This window comes from Mucilaginibacter sp. GW821-FHT07H05, assembly GCF_059418485.1.
This window is the reverse complement of sequence record NZ_JBWKPY010000002.1, coordinates 760403-786088: the sequence shown is the minus strand read 5'-3', so window position 1 is coordinate 786088 and position 25686 is coordinate 760403. Positions and strand designations below refer to the sequence as shown.

Genomic DNA, 25686 nt, shown 5'->3' with positions numbered 1-25686 from the left:
TAACATTACATACGTACCTTTGCCACACAAATTATCAAGATGTCATTAAACAGCATATTTCAATACTTTGTCCCAAAAGATAAAAAAGTATTTTTTCCCTTGTTTGAACAGGCCGCAAATAATGTAGTTGCCATGGCTACCGTACTGGTAGAAGCCGTGAACTCCAGTGATAATAACGCCCGCGAGGAAATGTTTAAGCAAATTGACAAGCTGGAAAACAAGGGTGATGAACTGACCCACCAGATTTACCTGGAACTGGGCAAAAACTTTATCACACCGTTTGACCGCGAGGATATCCACTCGTTAGCTACCGCTATTGATGATGTGGCTGATTATATCCAGGGATCGGCCAACCGGATGATGTTGTATAATATCGATGAGTACACCGAATCGATCAAAAAGCTTTCTGAACTGATATTACAGGGCAGTGTTGAGCTGGAAAAAGCGGTGCGCGAACTGAAGGACCTAAAAAATGTGCGCAATATTGCTGATAGCTGTATCAGGATAAACAGTATAGAAAACCAGGCCGATTATGTGTTTGACCGTGCCGTTGCCGATCTGTTCCTGTACGAAAAAGATGCTTTACGCTTAATAAAATATAAAGAAATACTTGCAGCGCTGGAAACGGCTACCGATATGTGCGAAGATGCTGCCAATGTAATGGAATCCATCTTAGTTAAAAACGCCTAATCATCCCTGATCATTCAATTACATGATATTAGTAACTCCGCTGCTTGTTGTTGTTATCCTTCTTGCAATCATTTTTGATTTCATTAACGGGTTTCATGATGCCGCCAACTCCATCGCTACGGTGGTGTCTACTAAAGTACTTACGCCTTTTCAGGCGGTACTATGGGCCGCTGCCTTTAACTTTTTAGCTTACTTTTTAATTAAGGACCATAAGGTAGCCAATACCATTGCCAAAACCGTGCACGAGAATTTTATTACCATGCACGTAATACTGGCCGGCCTGGTTGCCGCCATTACCTGGAACCTGATCACCTGGTGGTTTGGGATCCCTTCCAGCTCATCGCATACGCTGATAGGCGGCTTTGCCGGCGCGGGTATGACCAACGCGTTGTACATGGGTTCGGGGGCGCTTACGGCGGTAAATATCCACAGTATCCTTACCATTGTCGCTTATATCTTCCTGGCGCCATTTATCGGGCTTATTATGGCCTATGGTATCACCATTTTGATATTACATATTTGCAAAAATGCCCGCCCATCTATGGCCGAGCGCTGGTTTAAGGGCCTGCAATTGATCTCATCGGGCGCGCTGAGTTTTGCCCACGGCGGTAACGACGCGCAAAAGGTAATGGGTATTATTTACGTTGCCCTGGTGGCATCGGGCTTAAAAAATGGCGCGGCAATGCCCGAATGGGTGCCGTTGGTATGTTACTCGGCCATTGCTTTAGGCACCATGTCGGGCGGTTGGAAGATCGTAAAAACCATGGGTACTAAAATCACTAAAGTAACCCCGCTTGAAGGCGTAAGCGCCGAAACCGCGGGCGCCATCACCCTGTTCATTACCGAGCGTTTCGGTATTCCGGTTTCAACCACACATACCATCACTGGCTCTATTATTGGTGTTGGTTTAACCAAGCGTGTATCGGCTGTACGCTGGGGTGTAACTATTAACCTGATATGGGCCTGGGTAATTACCATCCCTATCTCAGCTTTACTGGCAGCGGCGGTATTTGCAATAATGCACGCCATAGGATAACAAAGCCCGGGGTTTTTTACGTATTTTTATCCTGATATGAAAAAAGCGATCTCTTTATTGGCCATCCTGTTTGCTGTGTTGCTGAATGCCGGCAGCACCCGGGCACAATCCAAACTTATTCCATCAAACCTGGATATTGGTAACGCGTTAAAGCAGGCGCTGGAGCAGGGCACCGGCAAAAGCACCGACCGGCTATCGGCCGTGGATGGTTTTTTTGGTAACGCCGCCATTAAGATCCTTTTCCCGCCTGAAGCGCAAAAAGCCGAGAAAACCCTGCGATCGTTAGGGATGAACAAGCTGTGCGATAATGTGATCCTATCGCTTAACAGGGCCGCCGAAGGCGCGGCAAAAGAAGCCAAGCCCATTTTTATTGACGCCATAAAGCAAATGACCCTGCAGGATGTCAGCAATATCCTGTTAGGTAAGCCCGATGCGGCTACCGAATATTTTAAACGCACAACCAGCGTACAATTATCGGCTAAATTTAAGCCTGTTATACAGGTCAGTTTGGATGAATCGGGTGCTACCCGGTATTATACTACCGCCGCTACCACCTTTAATAAGGTGCCTTTTATGCGCAAGATCAACCCCGATATCAGCGATTATGTAACTCAGAAAGCGATAGACGGCCTGTTCCTGCAAATAGCCCAGGAAGAGCTGAACATCAGGCAAAACCTATCGGCACGGTCGACCCCGTTAATGAAAAAGGTGTTCTCGTTTGCCGAGCAGTTTAAGAAAAAGTAAAATCAAGATTTGTGCACAATACATTCGATGCCCCATCGGGGCTACATGTTTGTAGCAAACAATACAGAAAAATTTCTTGCGCCGTAGGTGCTACCCTTTCTCGATATCCACCGTGTAAAGGGTAGCACCTACGGCGCATTATACATTCAGGCGGCTATATCTATAAACATGTAGCCCCTCCGGGGCATATCGTAAAAACCATTTAGCTTAACCCACTAATTTCCGCAACGCCACAATAGCCCCGATATGCAACCCTTCATGAAATGGCAAAAAGGCAACGGCATCGTTAATATTGTGGATATCGGCACCGTAGCGGGTGGTCCAACTGGGGTAGTTGCTAAACATCCCGGTTTGCAGGTCGGTTTCCAGTTGATCCAGTGTACTGAACATTAATTCTTTGACCTGCGCCAGGTCATCGGCGGTGTACGGTCTTTCGGGTTTGGTGCCGGGTTTGTAGGTTTCAAAAAATAATTCATCAATGGGTAAAGGCACGCCCGCGCGCTTGTAACAAATGCCGCATTGGGCGGCTACCATATGGCCCAGGTTCCATATGATATTATTATTAAAGCCGGCTGGAATGGTGTTTAGCTGGTCTAACGAAAGGCTTTCTATAGCGGCCAGTATGGTTATCCTTGGCGCTTTAATGATGTTGAATTGTTGGCTCATGGCTGAAATGATTTGATGCAAACATAATTATTCTTTAAGTCATTAAATACGCATTACTTGTCTTGTTTTAACAAACAACAAGCACACACATTTAGATGCATTTATCCCGGCTAAAAAGGCTTTTACAGGGCTAACACTATAAAGGCATTAAATAATTGACAATCAGTTTATTAACGTAAAAAACCCGCGAATTATGTTAAGTTATGTTAACCCAATATTTGGCTTACTACTTTCCAATCGTGGGCGGGCTCACGCACGCACCCTTCGACGAGCTCCGGGTGACATTCCTGTCAGCTCCATGACAAATTAGTCGTGATCCGCTGTCGCTTTATCGCCTTAACCGGCTTTTATTATACCTTTACAAAAATTTTGAGCAGCGAGTAATTAAATGCCAGACAACGCACTAAATACCTCTTATCGATCGGATAAACCCATCTGGTATTTCCTGCTTTTCTGGACTATCTTCAACATCATCCAGTCGTACACGCTGGAACTGCACCCCGACGAAGCTTATTACTGGATCTACTCGCGCCTGCTGGATTGGGGCTATTACGATCATCCGCCTATGGTGGCCATTTTCATCCGCCTGGGCGACCTGGTAATGCACAACGAATTAGGCTTGCGCCTGATGACCATTGCCGCCAGCAGCGCTTCGGTTTACCTGCTATGGCTGATATTAAAAAGCTATGCAGTGCAGGCAAAGTGGTTTATACTGGTCATGTCGGGTATCCTGATCTTTCATATCTACGGCTTTACTACCACGCCCGATGTCCCCCTCTTTTTCTTCACCACGCTGTTCTATTATATCTACCAAAAATACATCAGCGATGATAAACTGAAATGGGCCCTGTTACTGGCCGTCATCATTGCGGGGCTGCTTTACAGTAAGTATCATGGCGTGCTGCTCATTGGGTTTACGGTATTATCTAACATTAAGCTATTAAAACGCCGTAGTTTTTATCTCATCGTCATCCTGTCGGCTGTGTTATATATACCGCATGTTTTGTGGCAGGTACACCACGGCTACCCCTCGCTGCAATATCATTTATACGAACGCTCGGCCGACGTGTATGACCCTATAACCTCGCTGCTGTACTTTCCCGGGCAGATCCTGATGGCGGGCCCGCTGATCGGCTGGTTCCTGTTTTACATTGCCTTCACTATTAAGGTGCGGGATGCGTTTATCCGCTGCCTGCTGGTTAATTTAATTGGTACACTGCTGTTCTTTTTCCTCAATACCATCAAAGGCGAAGTACAATCGCATTGGACGCTGATCGCCTTTGCGCCCCTGGCTATGCTGGTACTCATCCGGTTTAAACAAATGGATAAATTCCCCGCGTGGTTTGGCAAACTGGCCATTGTAAACGTTGTTTTGGTACTTGCTTTACGCATAGCCCTAATATCCCCGCCCGATTTTATCAGGAACAGTTCGCGTTTCCAAAGTTATTACGGGTACCGCCAATGGGCGCAACAGGTTAAGCAAAGGGCTGGCAATAATTATGTGATCCTGATCAGCGGTTTCCAGGAAGCATCTAAATACTGCTATTATACCAATTCGTTAAAGGGTTTTTCGTACGACGACCGGGCTTACCGCCGCACCCAGTTTGATATTTGGCCCATTGAGGATAGTATGCAGCACAAGCGCGCTTATTATATTATGGACTTTAAAGGAAAAGGCCTGCAACTGGATAGTTTTATAACCGCGCGCGGGATGTGGCATGGGGCCTGGATAGATAGTGTGCGCACTTTTCAGAAGATTGATATCCGTGCAAAACAAAGTAATATTAAAGCAGGTCCGGGGCAAAAGATAGCGCTCGACCTGACCATTACTAACCCGTATGCCTATCCCGTCAACTTTAAAAACGAGGGCTACCCGCACGAGCTAATTGGCGCCGCCTGTTTTTTCCAAGGGACTACCGAAAGGTTCCCCGTAAGATTTGGGCCCGATTTTGCCCGGATCATTATCCCGCCGCATCAAACGGTACCTTACCATTTGGAATTGACCTCCCCGCCTGTAAAAGGCAAATATGAATTGATATTTTCTATCCGTACCACGCCTTTCCCCGGCGGGCGCAATAGCCGGGCCATTAGTTTTACAGTTGAATAATTTACGATATGATCAAAAAACTTTATATCCTTATCGCCCTGTTTTTTGCTGTTACCGCCACAGCTATGGCACAAACTGTTGATGTGCACTTTAACGGTCTTGGCTTTTTAGATAATCACGAGTACAAGGAATTTGTGGCCCGCTCGCGCACCTATTCGGGTACCCGTACCGCGCTTGATTTTGGCCTGAACCTGGATAGCCTGAACCGTTTTGTAGTAGGGGTAAATGGCCTGCACGAGTTTGGGGCCAAGCCCTTCTTCGGTAAGGTTGACCCGGTAATTTATTACCAGTTTTCCAGCGCTAAATGGCAGTTTAATGCGGGATCTTTCCCGCGTGAGGGTTTGGTGAGCAATTACCCACGTGCTTTGTTAAATGACACCTTACGCTACTATCGCCCTAATATTGAGGGCTTGCTGGCCCGTTACCAAACCCATCATGGTTACGAAACCTTCTGGCTGGATTGGGTAAGCCGCCAAACCGCTACCGACCGCGAGCAGTTTATCTTTGGGGCATCGGGCAAGTATACGCCTAAGGCGGATGGCAATTTCTATATCTCGCACTACTTTTTGCTGCTGCATGATGCCGGGGCCGAGGTGCTTTTACCTACCGACCATATTAACGATAACGGCGGCGCGCAGGTACGCTTAGGGATGGATTTTAGTCACAAGCAAACCACATTCGATTCTCTTTCGGTTGAGGCAGGCGGCATGATCTCGCTGGAACGCTCGCGCGGGGTGGATGGTTTCCGGGTGCCGAAGGGCTTTGTGGCCAGCGTATACCTCAGCTATCATAAAATTGCCTTGTTTGATGAGTTTTATGCCGGCCAGGGCCACAATATTGTTTACGGCGACTCATACTACTCCAAAAAAACATATAACCGCCTGGATGTTATTTACACCCCTTTGGTTTTTAAAAACATTAAAGCCCAGTTTATCTTCAGCTTTCACCAAACGCCCGAAAGTACCGGCAGCAGCCAGCAAGCCTTCAGGGTAACGTATGATTTGGGCCGGAAGGTGATTGCGAAGTTTAACCCTCCGGCCCCCTAAAGGGGGAGTAAGGCTGTATTCAAACACTACCTCCTATACCTCTTCAGGAGCTTAGGGGGTTTTTTAAATCAATATCTATGAAAATCAAATTCTTCTCTACGCTCATTTTATCCTTTGTTCTCGCGCAAACAGCATCAGCGCAAACTAATGAATTAACCACCTGGGGGGCTTGGTTCCACACGCAAAAGTTTTCGGAACATTGGGGCGCTGGTTTTGATGCGCAGTTCCGCTCATCAAATCATGTTGGTTATTTACGAAATATGTTGCTAAGGCCTTCGGCCAGTTATTATTTCAATAAGGATCATCGCTTAGATTTAGGCTATGCCTACATCGCTGCCAATGGCCGCACCGCAGCAGGCGCTAAAACTTTCAGGCCCGAGCACCGCATCTTCGAACAGTTTATTATCTCGCAAAAAGCAGGTGTGAATACCGGGATCACACATCGCTTCCGTTTAGAGCAGCGCTTTTTAGGTCAAACCGCTACCCAGCCCGATGTTTATGCCCAGCGCCTGCGTTATTTTGTCCGCGCGGTAGTGCCGTTGAGCAAGCAAGCTCCATTTACCAAAGGCACTTTTGTGGGTTTACAAAACGAGGTTTTTGCCAACGTACAAAACAAGGATAAGATTAATAAACACTTTTTTGATCAGAACCGGGCCTACGCGGCTTTGGGATATCGTGTAAGCAAACAGTTTGATGTAGAGGTAGGCTACCTTAACCAGTACATTAAACAGGCGGAGGCTTATACCATTAACAATGTGATACAACTGGCCTTATATACCCGGTTTAGTAAGTAAAAAAAAGGAAGGGACGCAGATTGCGTCCCTTCCTTTTTTTACCAAATTTTCATTTCGACCAGCGGGAGAAATCTTATGCGACATGCTAATCACAGACGGCATCGCGTATAAGATTTCTCCTCACCCCGCTTCTTTATCCATCCCAGGTTCGTTCGAAATGACATGGGTGAATAATTGGGCCGGTTACTTAAAACTTATGGATATCCCCGCTGCCCGAGCTATGGCTGGATACCTGCTTAGCGCCGCCGGTATAACGGATATCACCCGATCCCGATACACGCGCATCCAGTTTTTCGGTGGCGTTAACACTGGCGTCGCCCGAGCCGGATATGCGTACCATGGTGGTAACGGTAACCAGGTCGCGGCCGCTGAAATCGCCCGATCCATTTGTGCTGATGGTTGATGTTTCGGCACTGCCCGATAATTTAATATCGCCCGATCCGGATATGCCGGTTTCTAATGTCTTTACATTTACCCTACCCAGCATATCGCCCGATCCGCTGGTTTTTAATTCCAGGCGATCGGCAGTAAGTCCGTCTTTAAAGAAAGCATCGCCCGATCCGGAAAGACTGATAGCGCGGATGTTTTTTACGGTGATGTAAACCGCTATTTTTTTGTGGTTGCCGCTAAAAATGCTGCCCCAGTTAAAATGTTCATTCTTCTCATGTATCTTTAAAACATCGCCGTTCACTTCGGTAATAATTTTATCAATGATGTTAGCCGGCGCCTCTACCTTTACAGATTCGGTATTGCCCTGGGTAATATAAATATCAAATGACCCCGACTCGCTAATGGCACGGAAACCCGAAAGATGGCGGTCCTGCGTATCCGCGAAAACGCTGCTAACACCGGCCAGCATTACAGCAGTAAGTAAAATTTTGCTTAGTTTTTTCATGGTTAATAGTTTTTAATGCTGATAAGACGTTTTTAAAACCCAAATGGTTACAGTGAAAATAAATTTAGGACATTTATCAGTAAATAATCCCGCTAATTATATTGCTTACATTTGAAACGGATCATAAAATATAACAGATCTGTACCCGTAATTAAACGCCTGCCGCATGATATCAAGAGGTGAATTAATAGATGTATTTTTTAATAAAACGGATACCGATTTAAATGCGTACCCATTTTGCCTGCCTTTTTTCAGAAATTCAGAGGGCCTTAAAATGCATCCCAAAGTACCTTACTTTGTAGGCGAAAACGGCACGGGTAAATCTACCTTACTGGAAGCTATTGCAGTTGCATCGGGGTTTAATCCTGAAGGTGGTACGGCTAATTTTAACTTCAGTACCCGCGACTCGCATTCGGTACTGCACAAGTATTTGCGCACATCCAGAAGTACGCACCGGCATACCGATGGCTTTTTTTTACGAAGTGAAAGTTTCTTTAATGTGGCCACCGAAGTTGACAATGTTGGGGCAGTTGAATCGTACGGCAACCAGTCGCTGCACGAGCAGTCGCACGGCGAGGCCTTTTGGGCGGTTTTCCTGAACCGTTTTTTGGGGAACGGCCTCTATATTTTAGATGAGCCAGAGGCTGCCTTGTCACCATCGCGACAAATGGCCATGTTGCTCCGAATGGACGAACTGATCTCAGACCGGTCGCAATTTATCATTGCTACACATTCGCCTATCCTGATCGCTTATCCTGATTCGCTGATCTATGAGTTTAGCGAACATGGCGCACAAGTGCGCAGTTATGAACAAACCGAATTGTACCAAACCTACCGGGACTTTTTTAAAAACCCATCGTATATGGTTGATCGGATGTTAAACCGGTAGCTGACACATGATGATACGCCATAAGCCTAATTATAAATAGCTTAACCACCACTGTGTATGCGATTTTTTATATTGACCATACCACCTGCATGGGAAATATAGGATAACGATGACCATTAACCATACCAGGTAAACGCCAGCCAGGGAATAGCCATAGTTATCCGGCGGATCGAAACCGGCAACCAGCGTTTTTAAACTGAAGCCCTGCATGGGGAATGTAATGATATTAAAAACCCTGATAAGGTACCAATGGCATACATAATAAAAAAAAGGCACATTGCCATATACAATTAATGTGGCTGCAAGTTTACCTTTCAGGTTTTCGGTGAAGGATAAAATAAGCAGGGCAGCCCCCAGGGTCATGCTCAGGTATAAAAGCGAGCAGGGATATTTACTTACATTAAAAAACGAAATGATGCTGAGCGTGGTTGTTTTTTGAATAGCCCATGGTGCCGGGTCGCCGTATAGGTTAAAGGCCCTTAATATCACAAATAAACCCAGCAGTGATAAGCCCGAAATGAACAATACCTTTTTACGCCGGGCAGCATCAACCGTGTTTTTGTACAGCGAGCCAAATACATAACCTATCAGCATTACCCCAGTCCAGGGTAAAAGCGCGTAGGCTATTAATAAATTACGGCCCGGGCCATAGGGAATCAGTTCCGAAAAACCATTGGCCGATAACAGCAGCCGCCAGGCTACGGTTTTACCAATAGGGCCAACATTTACCAGGTCTAATATATTATGGCCGAAGAAAATAATTGCCCCAATGGCGCCTATTACCGGTAAGGGCGCCCATACCAGTAAGCCAAGCAAAACCATGCTGCCCCCAATAGCCCATATCACCTGCAAAACAATTAGGTGGTGCAATGGGTCAAAGGTCATGGCAAAGTTAATGATGGCCACTTCAACAAATATCAGCCATAGCCCGCGTTTAATTAAAAAGCCGCTTAACTGACTTTTTGTACGGCGCATACCGGCCAAATAAGCCGATACACCGCTCAGGAACACAAATGCCGGCGCGCAAAAATGTGTTATCCAGCGGGTGAAAAACAAAAAAGGGGTGGTTGTGGCCAGGTTGGTAGCATCGGGGTGACCAAAATGTAAATAATCGCGCACATGATCAATGGCCATGATCAGCATAATTAGTCCGCGTAAAATGTCGATAGATTCAATCCGGTTTTTTAACTGGGGTGGGTTAACGGCTTGCATAGGGGTAAATTGCTAATAGTTAAAGGTTTACCGAAGATAATTAATATTTGGAAAAATCATACGGTCGGTCATGATTTTCAAGCATCTGGAGTAAGGGGAGTAGAAAGCTGTTGTTTTTGAGTATCTTGATCCGCCATAAAGTAATAAATGACCGATCTCCCTACTTATACCCGCTCTCAACTGGCCCTGCGCAACGGACAGGACAAACCCGAAATTTGGGTAGCCTACCTGGGTGTGATATACGATGTAACCGATAGCCGCCTGTGGCGAAACGGCAAGCATTACGAGCACTGGGCCGGGCAGGACCTGACCGACGAACTACCCGATGCACCGCATACCGAAACGGTGTTTGAGAAGTTCGTAAAGGTTGGGATTTTGAAGTAATGCCGGACTTGTTTGTTTTTAATCCAACAAGTATTGATTACTTTATTCAACCCTTCTTAACAAACCACGCTAATACACCCGCATCTCCCAAATACCGGCCATTCCGGTTAAAATATGTACCCTTAGGTAACGCGCTTTGCCAATGCCTTTCACAACTTCCGGAGCATGGATAGTTGGGTCCCGCTGTTGCTCTACAGTTTCCCAATGCTTCCCGTCTGTAGAATGTTCTAATGCCCATTCGTGCCCTAAGGCCGGAAGTACAAAATAGATCTCGCAGGTTTTAATGCTTTGCACCTTTCCCAGATCCAGCATCAGCCAGGGTGCTTTGTCGGCAGCATCAGCAATCCAGCGGGTGCCGTAATTAGCATCGGCTACGTTTTGGGGCTGATAGGTAAAGGTACGCGTAGCTGTTTTCACCGTTGGCCCCGGCGATGGCCTGCCGTTGATGTTTTTAACAGCAGCAGGGTTTGTTTCTATTTGCTCCTTTGATGTTTTATCGGCCACATTGCTTGATGCCGTAGCTGTCGCTTTCAAAGCAAGGTTGTTGCGTTTGTCGCTTTTAGCGCCTATATAACCCACGCCATTTAAATCAACCTTTACTGGTTTTATGGTACCATCTTTGTTAAAATATAAACAGTTGGCAAATACCTGCCGTGTGGTGCTGCCTTCAACAAATTCAAGGTAGGTAAAAATGTAATCGTCGGTACCCGGCAAATTCAGGATATTGCCATGCCCCGGCCCCCAAACGCCCGCGTCGATATCCGAAGTCATAAAAATATCCGGTCCGGCAGGCGGCGCCTCATACGGCCCCAGCGGGCTGGTTTTGCTCATCATATAGCCATAGCAATAATTGGCGCTGCCCGATAGCGTGTACAGGTAATAGTAGATCCCCTTGCGTTTAAACACCAGGGGGCCTTCAGAGTAACCGCCGTGACTGGTAGGGATATCTACCGTAGGTCCTTCCAGTGTTCGCCAGTCGGTGCTCAATTTAGCGGCCTTTCGCCTGCGCCAAAACAGGTAGGCGCTGCCATCGTCATCAATAAACGGGTCGCCGTCAATATCCGGCGCTACGGGTTTAGCTTCATATTGAACACTATCGGGCTGATTAAAGTATACGCTTTTACCATTAGTGAATGTGAACGGGCCTTCGGGTTTGCTTGCGGTTAAGGCATAGGTGCCCAGGCTTTCATCGGGTTTAACAATAGTAACATAGAGGTAGTATTTTTTATCGCGATACAGCACTTTACCCGGCGCCCAGTAACGGAAATAGCCCGTTTTTTGCACGCCTTTGCTATCGGTGTAAGCGTAGGGTTTGCTCCAGTCTATCCCATTGATCAGCGTCCCTCTAAAACTCCAGTTTACCATATCGGTTGATTTCCATACCACCGGCGGGCCGGCCATGGATAAGCCATGGTTAATATCGGTAGTGGCGTAAAGGTAAAAGGTGTGGTTAAATACGGATATGGATGGATCGGCAATATTATCGGGCACCATAGGATTAAAATGTTGTGCCGATGCCTGCGCGGCAAACAGTACGGAGCAGAAACAAAGCCGGGTAAAATATTTCATAGGTTAAATTGGTGTTATAAATTTGATGATATCGCGCTGAAAAGACATCCTGTGCTTGTCATGGAGAAACCCCATCTAATCTCCGCCTTTGGAGAGGGTTGGGGAGAGGCCCTCCATTACCGAACAAACAGTGTTCGTTTACGATACAATTCGTACATTAAACTCAAGCCGTAATTAACTGATTAACATGGCATTAATTCTATGGCACGAAATTTAAAATACAAACATAACAAAAAGCACCATATCATGATCCAAAGCTATCTTAAAATTGCCCGCAGGAACCTGGTTAAGAACAAGGTACACTCATTGATTAACATTGTTGGCCTATCGGTTGGAATGGCCGTGGCTATGCTGATCGGTTTGTGGATCTGGGATGAGGTATCATTTGATAAGCAATATAAAAACCACGACCGGATTGCCCAGGTATGGCAAAACGTAACCAATAATGGCGAAGTGCAAACCTGGGGAGCGGTACCCTACCCGCTTGCCGCCGAACTGCGTAAATACAGCGATTTTAAATATGTTGTATTAGCCGCCGGTATGGGCGACCATATTGTTGCCCTGGGCGATAAGCAGTTAAAACGAAACGGGGGCTATATGGAAACCCAGGGACCGGACATGTTAAACCTGCAAATGCTGAAAGGCAAAAAGGAGGCATTGAAAGACCCATCGTCTATCCTGATATCGGCAAGTACTGCTAAAGCTTATTTCGGCGATGCCGACCCGATAGATAAAACCCTGAAAATAGACAATCAAATAAACGCCAAAGTGGCGGGGGTTTATGCAGACCAACCCCGTAACTCCAGCTTTGCCGATTGGGGCTTTATTGGTCCGTGGGAAATGTATTATGCCAATACCGAGTGGGTACGTACAGCGCAGGAACCATGGCGGCCAAATGCTTTTATCATATTTACCCAACTGGCCGATCATGCCGATATGGCGACGGTATCGCAAAAAATAAAAGATGTAAAGCTGCGCCACGTTAATGCTATGCTGGCTAAAAAGAAACCGGCCCTGTTTTTATTCCCCATGAATAAGTGGCACTTATATAGTGATTTTAAGGATGGGAAAAATATAGGCGGCCGTATCCAGTATGTTTGGCTGTTTGGCATTATTGGTGTGTTTGTGCTGCTGCTGGCCTGCATTAACTTTATGAACCTGAGCACCGCGCGGTCAGAGAAACGCGCGCGCGAGGTGGGTATCCGCAAAGCTATTGGCTCGGTACGCTCGCAATTGATCTACCAGTTTTTTAGCGAATCGTTATTGTACGTAATGATTGCTTTTGTACTGGCCATTTTACTGGTGCAACTAAGCCTGCCCTTTTTTAACCAGGTGGCCGATAAGCAAATGGGTATACTGTGGGGCAACCCGCAATTTTGGATTTTCAGTATTGGTTTTAGTTTAATAACCGGTTTAATTGCCGGCAGTTACCCTGCCTTTTATTTGTCATCATTCCGGCCGGTTAAGGTACTAAAGGGATCATTCCGGGTAGGCAAGCTGGCTTCTGTCCCACGTAAGGTGCTGGTTGTGGTGCAGTTTACGGTATCTATTACGCTGATCATTGGTACTATAGTGGTATTTAAACAGATCCAGTTTGCCAAAAGCCGCCCCATTGGTTATGATAACAACGGCCTGGTTTCTGTACCGGTGATTGGCCACGAGATCCACAGCCATTACGATGTGGTAAAAGCCGAACTGCTTAAAACCGGGGCCGTAGTAAAAATGGCAGAAGCCGGCGGATCGCCAACCACAGCAAACGGCAGCACCAGTGGGATTGAATGGAAAGGTAAAGATCCAAACATGGGGGTCGATTTTCAGAAAACAGCATCATCATACGATTATGGTAAAACCGTAGGCTGGCAATTTAAGGATGGGCGCGATTTTTCAAGTTCGTTCCTGACCGATTCGGTTGGCCTGGTGGTAAACGAGGCCGCAGTAAAATTTATGGGATTGAAAAACCCGGTAGGCGAAACAATAACATGGGATGGCCAGCCCTTTAAAATTATAGGGGTAATTAACGATATGATCACGCAATCGCCCTATGGCAAAATCAGCCCCTCTCTTTTTTTCCTGGATAACGGGCCGGGCAGTGCGGTGTTACTAAAGATTAATCCTAGAATAAGTGCTACCGAGGCTATTAGTAAAATAGAAGCCGTGTTTAAGCAATATAACCCATCACAGCTATTTGAATATCGCTTTGTTGACCAGGAATATGCCAAAAAGTTTGGTAACGAGCAGCGTGTTGGTAAGCTGGCCGCTTTTTTTGCCAGCCTGGCTATATTTATCAGTTGTTTAGGCCTCTTTGGCATGGCGGCATTTATGGCCGAGCAGCGTATTAAAGAAATTGGAGTACGCAAAGTATTGGGCGCGTCGGTATTTAATTTGTGGAAGCTGCTATCAACTGATTTTATTGGCTTGGTGGCCATCTCCCTGATTATTGCCACGCCCGTTGCCTGGTACCTGATGCATAACTGGCTGCAAAGCTACGAGTACCGCTCTACCATATCGGGTTGGATATTTATGTTTACTGGTTTGGGCGCCATTTCAATTACCTTGCTTACGGTGAGTTATCAATCGGTTAAAGCGGCACTGGCAAACCCGATCAAGAGTTTGAAGACGGAATAGGCGGGATCATTTACGATCTATAGAAACGATAGCTGTATCTAAGAGCAATAGACCATGAATAAAAGGAGCGCAAATTTTACCAAACGTTCCGATGGAACGTAGCGGCTTTGTTTCATTTTCTACCAACCAAACATCCCTACGGGATGAGCAAAGCAATCCGTTCCATAGGAACGACTGGTTGGTAGCCGTAACCAGCGATTTATGACGTTCCATCGGAACGTTTGGTGGTCATCTGGTTTTAGATTGGCTGCTCCTCTCCCAGGGAAGGGAAGCATACGGCCCATCGCCAAACTTACCGGCAACAAAAAACCCGTTTAAAAGATGAACTTTTAAACGGGCCGGTTATGTAAGTATCCTTATTGGAAGTACTATTTACAATTGTTAAACAAATATTGATTTAGTTCCAACGACCGCCACCGCGGTTGCTGTCTTTCTGGTAGCCGCCGCCACCACGGTTACCACCGCCGCCGCCGTAACCACCACGGCTGCCGCCGCCAAAGCCACCGCCACCACGACGATCGCCGCCTGCGCTTGGTTTTCTTTCTTCAGCCTGGCTAACAGCAATAGTCCTGCCGCCAATTTCGGTACCATTCAGGCCGTCAATTGCTTTTTGTGCCGACTCGTCATCAGTCATTTCAATAAAGCCGAAACCTTTACTTCTGCCGGTTTCGCGATCAGTAATAATTTTAACCGAACTAACCTCGCCATAAGCTGCAAATAGTTCCTGTAAATCAGCTTCCTCTACCTTGTAGGGAAGACTTCCAACAAAAATTTTCATCAAGTTTTAATTTAATCATTAAGCATTTTTGATGCTTAACCGCATTTCAGTAACACAAATAAATCAATAGTGTTTATTTAATTTCAATTATAGTTAAATTATATTCAATATGAGGTATTTATTTGTGCATCTGTACAAATGTTTTTCATAGGCATATAAAAACACACTATTTCAGCCTGTTATACGCATCTAACAGATAAATTGTTCTGATATGGCAATTTTTTCTGACTTTTATTTAATCACAACTTATAACGCGGTTTAAAAAGCTATTTACCCCCCCTTTCACAATGGAATTACTTACGGTTGTTATCCTCCTATCTATTTTATACCTCGTATTCTCTATCAAAAGCGATCTTGGTAATAAGCTTTCAGATTTGGAGCGTAATATTCTTGATCTTAAAAATTTAATTAGAAAAAGCGAAGAAAACAGGGACGCCCAGGTAGCCAAACCCGTAGCGCCCCCTGCTCCAAAACCACAGACAGAGGAACGCCCGCGCGTGGTTTCGGCACCCGAGCCGCCCAGGCCCGAACCGGTTAAACCTCAACCTGTTGAAGAATGGGATAAAAAAGTGATCACGCAACCCGATTATATGGAGGGCGTGAAGAAGCAACCGGCGCCACCAGTATATCCCGGCCCCCGGCCACCTGTGCATCACGAACCGGAGCCGTCATTTTTTGAACGTTATCCCGACCTGGAAAAGTTTATCGGTGAAAACCTGATCAATAAAATAGGGATCGGGATACTGGTTTTGGCCATTGCCTATTTTGTAAAGTACGCTATTGATAATAATTGGATAGGCCCGGTTGGCCGTGTGGGCATAGGCATACTTTGCGGCAGTATCCTTATTGGGTTTGCGCACAAGCTGCGTAAAAATTATACCGCTTTTAGTTCGGTATTGGCCGGCGGCGGTTTAGCTATTTATTATTTTACCATTACGCTGGCCTTCCATCAGTTTCATTTATTCAATCAAACCACATCGTTTATTATCCTTATCTGCATCACGCTGTTCGCGGTGGCGTTGTCTTTATTATACGATAAGCAGGAACTGGCTATTATTGCTTTAGTTGGCGGCATGGCCAGCCCGTTTATGGTAAGCAACGGGCATAATAACTTCAACGCGTTTTTTATATACCTGGTGATATTGAATGCCGGATTACTCATTATTGCTTACTATAAAGCCTGGCGCATTCTTAATATCAGCGCGTTTGCATTAACCACTTTAGTATATATTACGGTGCTGTTTAATTTGCCAACGGCCGACGACCATATCGCGCTCATTTACGGCTCGGTGTTTTACCTGTTGTTTTTAGCCATTAATATCGCCCATAATGTAAAGGAGGGAAAGGCGTTCCTCTTGTCGGATTACAGCATCCTGCTCATTAATACCGCCCTTTATTTCAGCGCCGGATTATATCTCTTAACCGATATGGGCCAACAGGATTATCGCGGGTTGTTCAGCGCAAGTTTGGGCGCCGTGAATTTGGTTTTGTCGTATATCCTGTTCAAAAACAAAAAGGTTGATACCAATATCCTTTACCTGCTGATTGGCATTACACTCACCTTTATTTCGCTTACGGCACCCATACAGCTGCATGGTAATAATATTACGCTATTCTGGGCATCAGAAGCGGTGCTGCTATACTGGTTATACCAAAAATCGGGCATCCGGTTAATGAAGGCTGTCGCTATATTGGTATGGCTGCTTATGGTGGGCAGCCTGGTCATGGACTGGTTGAAAGTTTATGGCGATAGTTCGGCCCTATTAACTGTAATGGCCAATAAGGGCTTTGTTACCACATTGTTTGCCGCTATTACTACCTCCCTGCTTTATCTGCTGGTGCAAAAGGACACCGGCCCGCGCTCACAATTTGATATACCTGCAGGCTTATTACGTATCGTTGCTTTTGTGTTTTTATTTTTAAGCGGACTGCTGGAAATTAACCACCAGTTTTTAAATCACTTTCCGGATACATCGCTTAACATCATATACCTGATGCTATATGTAACCGTATTTGTGTATGTGTTTAACCTGTTAGTGCTGGAGCGGAATGACGACATTGACCCGCAGATCAGCGCGGCATTAGTTGCCATGGCTATTGCCGTTTATTTGATATTTATTACCGAGGCATTTGCCGTGGAGCGCCAAATGCTGGAAAGGCATACGCCCCCCGGTATCCATTTTATTGCACACTGGGCAACCGCAATAGTAGTTGGGCTTTTGTTTTATAAACTGATAACCATCCTGAAAGATAAACTGGATTGGCCGGATGTATCAACCTGGCTTATTTGCACGGGGATAGTGGCTTTTTTAAGTTTCGAGGTAAGCCTGATCAGCAACCGGATCTTTACATCGGGCGCTACATCCTTTGACAGGGTGGAAACTGTGTATATCCAAACCGCACTGCCTGTACTTTGGGGCCTGTCATCATTCGCAATTATGTGGCTGGGAATGAAACACCGGGCGCGCACGTTACGGATAATATCATTAAGCTTGTTTACCCTAACCTTGTTAAAGCTGTTTATATTTGATATCCGTAATATCCCGGCAGCAGGGAAAATTGCCGCCTTCTTTTGCCTGGGCGTATTGCTGCTGATTGTATCGTTCATGTATCAAAAAGTTAAAAAAATTATTGTTGCCGATGAAAGCCCTGACCAGGAAACTGAAGCTTAGTTTTTTGCTCTGCACATTTAGCGGAACATTACTGGCGCAGCAAGCGCAGTTCAAGTATAAATCGGAGCTGGCAGGTGTTGATTCGGCTGGTTATTATCGCATTAACCTGCGGCCCGATTTAACGGCGAAGGCAAAAACCGACCTGTCCGATATCCGAATAGTTGCCCCCGACGGCGGCTTTGTGGCTTATGTAAAAGCTGGCGATATGCCCGCTAACAACCAATACCGTTTTGTTACTTTCCCGCCGGTAAAAACAAAGGACAGGCCGGATACCAGCACCGTACTGGTGGTTGAGAACACAACAGAAGGCCCGGTAAACCAGCTATGGCTGAGGTTGAAAAACACCACTGCAGAACGGCGGATCACTTTAACCGGCAGCGATGACCTGCAGCAATGGTTTGCCATTGCCGAAAATATGAATTTAGGCACCGCCGCCACTACCGACAACAAGGGCGTTTACGAGCAGCGGTTAATGTTCCCCGTCAGTAGCTACCGGTATCTTAAAATGGTGGTTAATAACGGGCATAAAAGCCCTGTGAATATCAGGGAGGCGGGCATTTATACTTATCTCCCTGCAAAACCACAGTATGTGATGCTTAGCCGCCTAACGTTTACCCAGGCCGATTCGCCCAACCGCATTACCCACATCTATATCAATTTTGATGTGGCCTATCCCATTAACAGATTGCATATCCCGGTAAAATTGAATACAAATTTCCGCCGGGAGGTAAATGTTTATACCAATGATGCGCGGCACCAATGGCTCACCAGTAAAATATTAAGTAACGAGGACGACTATATCAATCTGTCTGTCAGGGCCAAAAGCCTGGATGTGCAGATCACCAATAACGACGACCGGCCACTGCCCATTACATCTGTTGAAGCAGCCCAATCCGAAAGTTATATTATAGCCCGGCTGGAACCTAAAAAAACTTACTATCTGATCTTCGGAAACGATACGGCCGCTGCGCCTAAATACGATCTGCAATTTTTTACCGGGAAAATAGGTAGTCATTTTCCCGAAACCGGGCATTTTTCCATCGAGGCGAACAAGGCTTATAAAACAGAACATCCCCGGCCGGCAAGTAAAAAACCCTATTTTATTTGGATAAGCATTGTTGCCGCCATTGCCATACTTTCGGCCCTAACGTTTAGTATGACCAGGGAGTTGAACAAGAAGAAAGGCGATGGTTAAGTAATCGGATGATTACTAATATTTCAGCATTTCCCAAACCATTTCGTAACCCTCGTTAATGATCTGTTTTTCCTCTTCGGGGGCAAATTCGGCGCTGGTTAAATATTGGTATATGCCAAATACCTGGCTGTTAAACAGGGTAAGGATCAAATCGCGGGGGTGCGATTTCAGTAGTTTCTTTTTAATACCCTCCTCAATTAAACGGCCGTGCACCATAGCCTGATCCTGCATGGTTTCCCTGGATATTTTAGCCATGTGCGGCGAAATTTCGAATTGCCGGATATAGCAGAATTTGTCGCGGTTATGCAGCGCCCAATAAAGGGTTTGGATAAAGGTGTTTTTAAACTTTGGGGTAATAAAATCGCTCTCGTGAATAATGGACGACATGGCGGCGGCCATATCTTCTTTAATATAATTATAAAGGCCAACCACCAGATCGTCTTTGGTTTTATAATAATGAAATAAGGTTCCGTTAGCCACTTCGGCTTCTTCCGCAATTTTACTGGTTGGGGTGCCATGAAATCCGTATGTTACAAAGAGTTTCAGGGCCGCGGCCAGGATCTGTTTTTGTTTATCTAACACAATAGACTGATTGATCGGTCCCTAAATTTAATAATAAAATTTGCCTTGTGAAAGCGCTTTTTGCTCATTTTCAGCCTTTAAAAGAACTTTTTTTTGTTATTAACGCCCGACGAAAACCTGTTTTAACCATTGGATAACGATTTTCGCGACTTTTTTCGGTAGCCGGCCCCCATCTGCCGCCAAGGCGATTATAAAGAGTTTAGTTTTTTGCCTTTCAGACATGGCAAGCAAGACAAATATCCTCATGAAATTTTTATAAATATCCCTCTTTTTAGCTTCGCTAATTTAACCTTACGTCGATGCACTCACGAAGCCTCTAAAAAAAAGCATAAACGCAAAAAACACCGACTGTTTAGTCGGTGTTTTTTGCGTTTAACCATTAGATAACTATGGTTTACTCTCTTTTTCCTGTTGTTTTTGTTTGTCCTTTTGTGCCTTTTCTATCGAATCCTGCTTGGCTTTAGCCGCCTTTTTCTTCTTATTAAAAAAGCCTTTCAGCAAAAAGTTGCTTTGGGCCGCTTTCAGGTCTTCGTTTAAGGTGTTACTGGTTTTATGTACCGTTGCCATGGTTGTGCGGGCCTGGCTCACGGTGCTTTCCAGGTTTTTGGCCATTTTGTCGCTGTTCAGCAAGCGGCCCAGGCTGCCTTGCCCGCTGTTTACCTTGTTAACTATGCCGCCAAGGCCTTCTGTAATCGTGGCGGCATTATCGGCTATTTTAGTGAGCTTGTTAATCACCTTATCCATATCCAGGGGGTTAACCGCGGTTAAGCGCTCCCCATCGGCAACCGGGTCTTTACTGGTAGCGCCGCCAGGGCTTACTACTACCAGCTTGTCGCCCATCAGGCCATCGCTGCCTATGCTCATCCGGGCATCTTTTTTAACAAATTTCTTTACATCTTCATTTAATGTAAGGGTAACTTTTACCGAGGTATCGGTTACGATATCAATGCCATCTACTACGCCAACGTTAATGCCGGCAAAGCGCACATTGTTACCTACCTGCAGGCCGTTTACATTGTTAAATATCCCATATATACTAAAGGTGGAGTTGAACATGCTTTTTTGATTCCCGATCAAAAAAACACCCAGTAAAAGGACGATGAATCCTGCCACTATAAATCCACCTACTTTTATTTTTTGTCCGGTTGTGGTTTTCATTTTTATTTAGATAAAAAAAGATTTTACAAATTTGTCTGTGCTTTTCTTAAGCTCCTCAAAGGTCCCTTCAGCAATATATTCACCCTCATCCAATATCACTATCCGGTCGGCTGTTATCCTGGCACATTCCATATCGTGCGTAATAATAATGGCGCTTGTTTTATATTTCTTCTGCATTTCCAGGATCAGCTGACTGATCTCCCTGGAAGTGATCGGGTCTAATCCGGTAGTTGGCTCGTCATACAACATAATCTCAGGGTTAACGATCAGCGTACGGGCCAGGCCAATCCGCTTGCGCATCCCGCCCGATAGGTCCGACGGCATTTTTTCGGCCGCATCCGGCAGGCCTACGCTTTCCAGCACTTCCGATACCCTTTTATCCAGTTCGGCCTGGTCGGTTACTTTAAGCACGCGGGTCAGGGCAAATTCCATGTTCCCCCGTACGGTCATACTATCATACAGCGCCGCGCCCTGAAACAGGAAGCCTATTTTGGTGCGCAGTTCCTTTAATTCCTTATCGTTTAATTGTTCTACTTCCTTACCTAATACATTTAGCTTACCGGCATCGGGAGCAAGCATCCCCACCAAACATTGTATCGTAACCGATTTCCCCGAACCCGAACGGCCCAGTATCACCACGTTTTCGCCGCGGTGCACCGTGAGGTTAACGTTTTTAAGTACTGTCTTATCGCCAAAGGATTTTTTAAGTCCTTTAATCTCTATTACCACTTCGTTCTTATCCTTTGATGCAGGCGTTTTAGCATCTGTTTTATGTTCAACCGCTTCCATCTTACTTATAAAATAATATAGTGGTTACCTGCACAACAATCATATCTATAAAAAAGATCCATAACGATGCTGTTACCACCGCCGAATTGGCAGCTATCCCCACACTCTCTGTCCCCCGGTTGCTATGATAGCCTTTATAGCAGCCCACAAAACCTATTGCAAAACCAAAAAATACGGTTTTAATAAGGGCGGGGATATAATCGGTATAATCTAAAGCGGCAATGCACTTGTTAAAGTACAGATACAAGCTGATATTATCTGTAAAGTTTAGCGCCAGGTAGCCGCCCAATAAACTAATTACATCCCCAATCATGGCCAACAGCGGGATCATAAAACTGGTGGCCAGTATGCGGGTAACCACCAGGTACTGCACCGGGTTGGCGCCCGATACCTCCATGGCATCTATTTGCTCGGTCACCTTCATGCTGCCTAATTCGGCACCTATGCCCGATGCTATTCTGCCCGCGCAAATAATAGCCGTAATTACCGGTCCGATCTCGCGGATAACCGATACAGATAAGGTATGGGGCAGCATACTTTCGGCACCAAAACCAACCAGCGTGGGCCGCAATTGAAGGATGAGCACCAGCCCCATAATAAAGGAGGTAATGCCAACCAACGTCATAGACCGGTAGCCGATCTCGTAACACTGCCGCACAAACTCCGACCACTCGAAGCCCCCCGCAAACAGGTTCCGTACAAAGCGGCCGAAAAAAACCCCCTGTTCGCCTACCTCTTCCAGCCATTTGCGCCATCCGCTGGTTGTTATTGCATGCTCTGCCATATATATGAAAATGTTTTGCCCTAAAATTCCTTTTAGTAAATAATATTTACTATTTAGATAATTGGTTTGTTCAGCATATTGACAATTGGCGCGGGTATTTGTTTTGTTTAGCCTGTTATGTGTGATGAATATGATATTCCCCTAACATAGCGCAGCTGATATCATATTCATTACAATTTAATTATGCGTATTTTTGCAAAAATTTTACTTTGGCCAAAAAAGCGATCATAGTGGGTGCAAGCGGACTGATAGGCAGCAATTTATTGCGGATCCTATTGGATGAAGATGACTATGCCGGGGTTTTAATTTTGGTACGTAAGAAGTTGCCCATTGAACACAAAAAGTTGACACAATTGGTTGTCGACTTTGATAAGCTGGATAACTATGCCGATGAGATAACCGGCGATGTCATATTTAGTTGCCTCGGCACCACACAGGCCCAAACGCCTGATAAAACACTGTACCGCAAAATAGATCATGATTACCCGGTAAAGCTGGCACAATTAGGATTGAAAAACGGCGTTAATCAGTTTCACCTGGTTTCGGCTGTTGGTGCTGATGCCAAATCGTCGACTTTTTATCTGAAACTCAAGGGCGAAACCGAGGAGGACATTGAAAAGGTTGGTATACCATCGTTGTATATCTATCAGCCATCTATGCTTAAAGGACGCAAGGAAAAAGTACGGTTTGGCGAAAGCTTGATTAATGGGCTAATGACCATTGTTGACCCTTTGCTAATAGGCGGGCTTAAAAAATACCACAGCATCCTGGCAGCTGATGTTGCCCGGGCAATGTATAATCAATCAATTGATAATGAGACTGGTACATTTATTTACCAGTATAATGATATAAAACAAAATTCGTGAGTACATATATCTCGGCAGAAAATTTAGGCCATTCTTTTCATGATAACTGGCTGTTTAAAAACCTCACCATCGGTATTAACCGGGGGCGCAGGGTGGCGCTGGTTGGCATTAACGGAGCGGGTAAATCTACCTTGCTAAAAATCCTTTCGGGCAAGCTGAACCCTACCGAGGGTAAATCGGTACAGGCCCGCGATTTAAACATGGGCTATCTTGACCAGGACCCGCAGTTTGATAAAGCCTATACCATCAGCGATTATATTTTCCATGCCGATAACCGCCAGCAGCAATTGATACGCGAGTATGAAGAACTGATGGAAAACGACCCGGAAAACATGGCCGAACTGGAACGCATTACCGGCGAGATCAGCGACCTGAATGCCTGGGAGTACGAATTTCAGATCAAGACCATTTTGGGGCGGTTGGATATCCACCACCTTAACCAATCTATCAGTACCCTTTCGGGCGGACAAAAGAAGCGATTGGCCCTGGCCCGCTTACTAATTGAAGACCCTGATATTTATATCTTGGACGAGCCTACCAACCATTTGGACATTGATACCATTGAGTGGCTGGAGAAGCTTTTGACGGAAGGCAACAAAACCATTTTGATGGTTACGCACGACAGGTATTTCCTGGATAATGTATGTAACGAGATTTTGGAAATTGATAACGGCAAAATCATCCCCTACTTTGGCAACTATGCTTACTACCTGGAGAAGAAAGCCGAACGCGAAGCCGCCGATGCATCAGCCTTTGCCAAAAACAGCAACCTGCTGAAAAAGGAGCTGGAATGGATGCGCCGCCAGCCACAGGCACGAGGCACCAAATCGAAGGCGCGGATTGATGCCTATTACGAACTGGAAGAAAAGACCAAAAACCGGGGCCCTAAGGATAAGGTAGAACTAAGTGTCAAAACAGCACGCCAGGGAAACAAAATCATGGAGCTGCACCATTTGGGCAAAGCCTTTAATGGACAAACCATCATCGGCGATTTTAGCTACGTATTTAAAAAGGGCGACCGTATTGGTTTGGCTGGGAAAAATGGCAGCGGCAAATCTACCTTGTTAAACATCATCACAGGCGGTATACAGCCCGATAAAGGCGAAGTAGAAAAAGGTGAAACCACTGTAATGGGGTACTTTCACCAGGCCGGTATTGTCTTTAATAACGAAGACCGGGTGATTGATGTGGTAAAGAACGTGGCCGAGTATATTACCATGGCCGATGGTAAAACCATTACGGCATCCGCGTTACTTACCTTATTCTTATTCCCACCTAAAAAGCAGTATGGTTTTATAGCCAATTTAAGCGGTGGCGAGAAGAAACGGTTGCAGCTGATGAGCCTTTTAATGACTAATCCTAACTTCCTGATCCTGGATGAGCCGACTAATGATTTAGATATTGACACCTTAAATGTACTTGAAGAATTCCTGATCAATTACTCGGGTGTGTTAATGCTGGTATCGCACGACAGGTATTTGCTGGATAAGCTAACCGATCAGCTTTTTATTATGGAAGGTGATGGCGGGGTAAGGATCTTTAACGGCAACTACTCTTCATACCGGCAGGAACTGGACGATTTAAAGCAACTGGCCCGTAAGCAAAGCAATGAAAAGCCCGCTTATGTAGAGCCAACCCCTGTAAAGAAGAACAAACTGAGCTTCAAAGAGCAGAAAGAGCTGGATACATTAGAAGCCGAGATTGCTAAAATTGAAGCTGAAATTGCGGCATTGACTAACGAGATGAACTCCGGTTCAATAACCGGCCACCAGGAGTTAATTGATATGGCACGCAAAATAAAGGATATGAGCAGCGCAATGGATGAAAAAAGCATGCGCTGGATTGAATTATCAGAACTTAACGAAGCATAAACAATGAAATTATCAGACATTATTGCTTCGGTTGGCGTTACTATATTATTAATTGGGTTCTTTTTAAATTTAAATAAAAAGATAGCGTCGGATGGTAAACTGTATGCTTCACTGAATTTTATTGGAGCGGGCATGTGTGGTGTGTCGTCTTATATGATCAGTTTCTACCCTTTTGTGATATTAGAAGGCGTTTGGTGCGCAGTGGCTTTATTTTCATTATTCAAGGTTCCACGTGGAACATCCATTAAATAAAAATTACGCGTCTTTAGGCGCATAAGAGTTAACGTTCCACGTGGAACTTTAACTGAATACAATAAAACTTAATGTTCCACGT

Annotated in this window: 23 protein-coding genes; 14 read left to right on the top strand and 9 right to left on the bottom strand. The window is 45.4% G+C overall.

The genetic code is table 11. From position 1 onward, the window contains the following. Nucleotides 1-39 precede the first annotated feature (39 nt). Genes AC07M6_RS07530 through AC07M6_RS07520 form a run of 3 tightly spaced genes read left to right on the top strand, consistent with a single transcriptional unit; the run spans nucleotide 40 to nucleotide 2470 of the window. Nucleotides 40-690 (top strand): DUF47 domain-containing protein, encoded by a 651-nt coding sequence (locus tag AC07M6_RS07530; protein ID WP_494888378.1) that lies wholly within the window; start codon nucleotides 40-42, stop codon nucleotides 688-690. 22 nt (nucleotides 691-712) lie between these two features. Further along, entirely contained in the window at nucleotides 713-1726 is a 1014-nt protein-coding gene (locus AC07M6_RS07525) for an inorganic phosphate transporter (RefSeq protein WP_494888377.1), read from the top strand. 36 nt (nucleotides 1727-1762) lie between these two features. After that, nucleotides 1763-2470: a DUF4197 domain-containing protein gene (locus tag AC07M6_RS07520; RefSeq protein ID WP_494888376.1), complete on the top strand. Its 708-nt coding sequence runs from the start codon at nucleotides 1763-1765 to the stop codon at nucleotides 2468-2470. Nucleotides 2471-2677: 207 nt separating this feature from the next. Here the strand turns inward: AC07M6_RS07520 and AC07M6_RS07515 are convergent, their stop codons facing one another. Continuing rightward, a complete protein-coding gene (locus AC07M6_RS07515) occupies nucleotides 2678-3136 on the bottom strand; it encodes a DinB family protein (protein WP_494888375.1) in 459 nt (152 codons plus the stop codon). Between the two features lie 388 nt (nucleotides 3137-3524). Here AC07M6_RS07515 and AC07M6_RS07510 point away from each other — a divergent pair, with 388 nt between their 5' ends. From AC07M6_RS07510 to AC07M6_RS07500, 3 genes are all read left to right on the top strand, one after another. Beyond that, entirely contained in the window at nucleotides 3525-5243 is a 1719-nt protein-coding gene (locus AC07M6_RS07510; protein WP_494888374.1) for an ArnT family glycosyltransferase, read from the top strand. A gap of 8 nt (nucleotides 5244-5251) precedes the next feature. Then, the gene (locus AC07M6_RS07505) at nucleotides 5252-6289 is read left to right on the top strand and encodes a lipid A deacylase (RefSeq protein WP_494888373.1); all 1038 of its coding nucleotides are present in this window, start codon (nucleotides 5252-5254) and stop codon (nucleotides 6287-6289) included. Between the two features lie 77 nt (nucleotides 6290-6366). Further along, nucleotides 6367-7083, top strand: a complete 717-nt coding sequence (locus AC07M6_RS07500; RefSeq protein ID WP_494888372.1) for a DUF2490 domain-containing protein — start codon at nucleotides 6367-6369, stop codon at nucleotides 7081-7083. A gap of 187 nt (nucleotides 7084-7270) precedes the next feature. On the opposite strand, the gene AC07M6_RS07495 is transcribed toward AC07M6_RS07500, so the two are convergent. Continuing rightward, nucleotides 7271-7978, bottom strand: a complete 708-nt coding sequence (locus AC07M6_RS07495) for a head GIN domain-containing protein (RefSeq protein ID WP_494888371.1) — start codon at nucleotides 7976-7978, stop codon at nucleotides 7271-7273. 166 nt (nucleotides 7979-8144) lie between these two features. On the opposite strand from AC07M6_RS07495, the gene AC07M6_RS07490 reads away from it, so the two are divergent. Continuing rightward, nucleotides 8145-8867 carry an AAA family ATPase gene (locus tag AC07M6_RS07490; RefSeq protein ID WP_494888370.1) on the top strand — a complete coding sequence of 241 codons (723 nt, stop codon included), beginning with the start codon at nucleotides 8145-8147 and terminating at the stop codon, nucleotides 8865-8867. Between the two features lie 30 nt (nucleotides 8868-8897). Here the strand turns inward: AC07M6_RS07490 and AC07M6_RS07485 are convergent, their stop codons facing one another. Then, nucleotides 8898-10079: an acetyltransferase domain-containing protein gene (locus tag AC07M6_RS07485; protein WP_494888369.1), complete on the bottom strand. Its 1182-nt coding sequence runs from the start codon at nucleotides 10077-10079 to the stop codon at nucleotides 8898-8900. A 147-nt stretch (nucleotides 10080-10226) separates the two neighbouring features. Between AC07M6_RS07485 and AC07M6_RS07480 the strand changes: the two genes are divergently transcribed. Further along, complete coding sequence (locus AC07M6_RS07480; RefSeq protein ID WP_494888368.1) at nucleotides 10227-10463, top strand: cytochrome b5 domain-containing protein; 237 nt, start codon at nucleotides 10227-10229, stop codon at nucleotides 10461-10463. A 69-nt stretch (nucleotides 10464-10532) separates the two neighbouring features. Here the strand turns inward: AC07M6_RS07480 and AC07M6_RS07475 are convergent, their stop codons facing one another. After that, the gene (locus AC07M6_RS07475) at nucleotides 10533-12032 is read right to left on the bottom strand and encodes a family 43 glycosylhydrolase (RefSeq protein WP_494888367.1); all 1500 of its coding nucleotides are present in this window, start codon (nucleotides 12030-12032) and stop codon (nucleotides 10533-10535) included. Between the two features lie 201 nt (nucleotides 12033-12233). Here AC07M6_RS07475 and AC07M6_RS07470 point away from each other — a divergent pair, with 201 nt between their 5' ends. Next, the gene (locus AC07M6_RS07470) at nucleotides 12234-14657 is read left to right on the top strand and encodes an ABC transporter permease (RefSeq protein ID WP_494888366.1); all 2424 of its coding nucleotides are present in this window, start codon (nucleotides 12234-12236) and stop codon (nucleotides 14655-14657) included. Between the two features lie 397 nt (nucleotides 14658-15054). Here the strand turns inward: AC07M6_RS07470 and rbp are convergent, their stop codons facing one another. Then, nucleotides 15055-15435, bottom strand: a complete 381-nt coding sequence (gene rbp / locus AC07M6_RS07465; RefSeq protein WP_494888365.1) for an RNA-binding regulator — start codon at nucleotides 15433-15435, stop codon at nucleotides 15055-15057. Between the two features lie 287 nt (nucleotides 15436-15722). On the opposite strand from rbp, the gene AC07M6_RS07460 reads away from it, so the two are divergent. After that, nucleotides 15723-18107, top strand: a complete 2385-nt coding sequence (locus tag AC07M6_RS07460; protein WP_494888364.1) for a DUF2339 domain-containing protein — start codon at nucleotides 15723-15725, stop codon at nucleotides 18105-18107. After that, complete coding sequence (locus tag AC07M6_RS07455; protein WP_494888363.1) at nucleotides 18076-19302, top strand: DUF3999 family protein; 1227 nt, start codon at nucleotides 18076-18078, stop codon at nucleotides 19300-19302. Before AC07M6_RS07460 ends, AC07M6_RS07455 begins: the two co-directional genes overlap by 32 nt. Before the next feature lie 15 nt (nucleotides 19303-19317). On the opposite strand, the gene AC07M6_RS07450 is transcribed toward AC07M6_RS07455, so the two are convergent. The 4 genes from AC07M6_RS07450 to AC07M6_RS07435 all read right to left on the bottom strand — a co-directional run bounded on the left by AC07M6_RS07450 (nucleotide 19318) and on the right by AC07M6_RS07435 (nucleotide 22615). Continuing rightward, complete coding sequence (locus tag AC07M6_RS07450; protein ID WP_494888362.1) at nucleotides 19318-19884, bottom strand: TetR/AcrR family transcriptional regulator; 567 nt, start codon at nucleotides 19882-19884, stop codon at nucleotides 19318-19320. A gap of 387 nt (nucleotides 19885-20271) precedes the next feature. Next, complete coding sequence (locus AC07M6_RS07445; RefSeq protein WP_494888361.1) at nucleotides 20272-21042, bottom strand: MlaD family protein; 771 nt, start codon at nucleotides 21040-21042, stop codon at nucleotides 20272-20274. A 6-nt stretch (nucleotides 21043-21048) separates the two neighbouring features. Further along, complete coding sequence (locus AC07M6_RS07440) at nucleotides 21049-21831, bottom strand: ABC transporter ATP-binding protein (RefSeq protein ID WP_494888360.1); 783 nt, start codon at nucleotides 21829-21831, stop codon at nucleotides 21049-21051. A 1-nt stretch (nucleotide 21832) separates the two neighbouring features. Next, entirely contained in the window at nucleotides 21833-22615 is a 783-nt protein-coding gene (locus AC07M6_RS07435) for an MlaE family ABC transporter permease (RefSeq protein ID WP_494888359.1), read from the bottom strand. Between the two features lie 209 nt (nucleotides 22616-22824). Between AC07M6_RS07435 and AC07M6_RS07430 the strand changes: the two genes are divergently transcribed. The 3 genes from AC07M6_RS07430 to AC07M6_RS07420 are packed head-to-tail and all read left to right on the top strand — an operon-like array spanning nucleotide 22825 to nucleotide 25604. After that, on the top strand, nucleotides 22825-23481 hold the full coding sequence (locus AC07M6_RS07430; protein ID WP_494888358.1) for an oxidoreductase: 657 nt from the start codon (nucleotides 22825-22827) through the stop codon (nucleotides 23479-23481). Further along, entirely contained in the window at nucleotides 23478-25352 is a 1875-nt protein-coding gene (locus tag AC07M6_RS07425; RefSeq protein ID WP_494888357.1) for an ABC-F family ATP-binding cassette domain-containing protein, read from the top strand. The genes AC07M6_RS07430 and AC07M6_RS07425 overlap by 4 nt, the downstream gene beginning before the upstream one ends. A gap of 3 nt (nucleotides 25353-25355) precedes the next feature. Then, nucleotides 25356-25604, top strand: coding sequence for a CBU_0592 family membrane protein (locus AC07M6_RS07420; RefSeq protein WP_494888356.1), 249 nt, complete (start codon nucleotides 25356-25358; stop codon nucleotides 25602-25604). Nucleotides 25605-25686 lie beyond the last annotated feature (82 nt).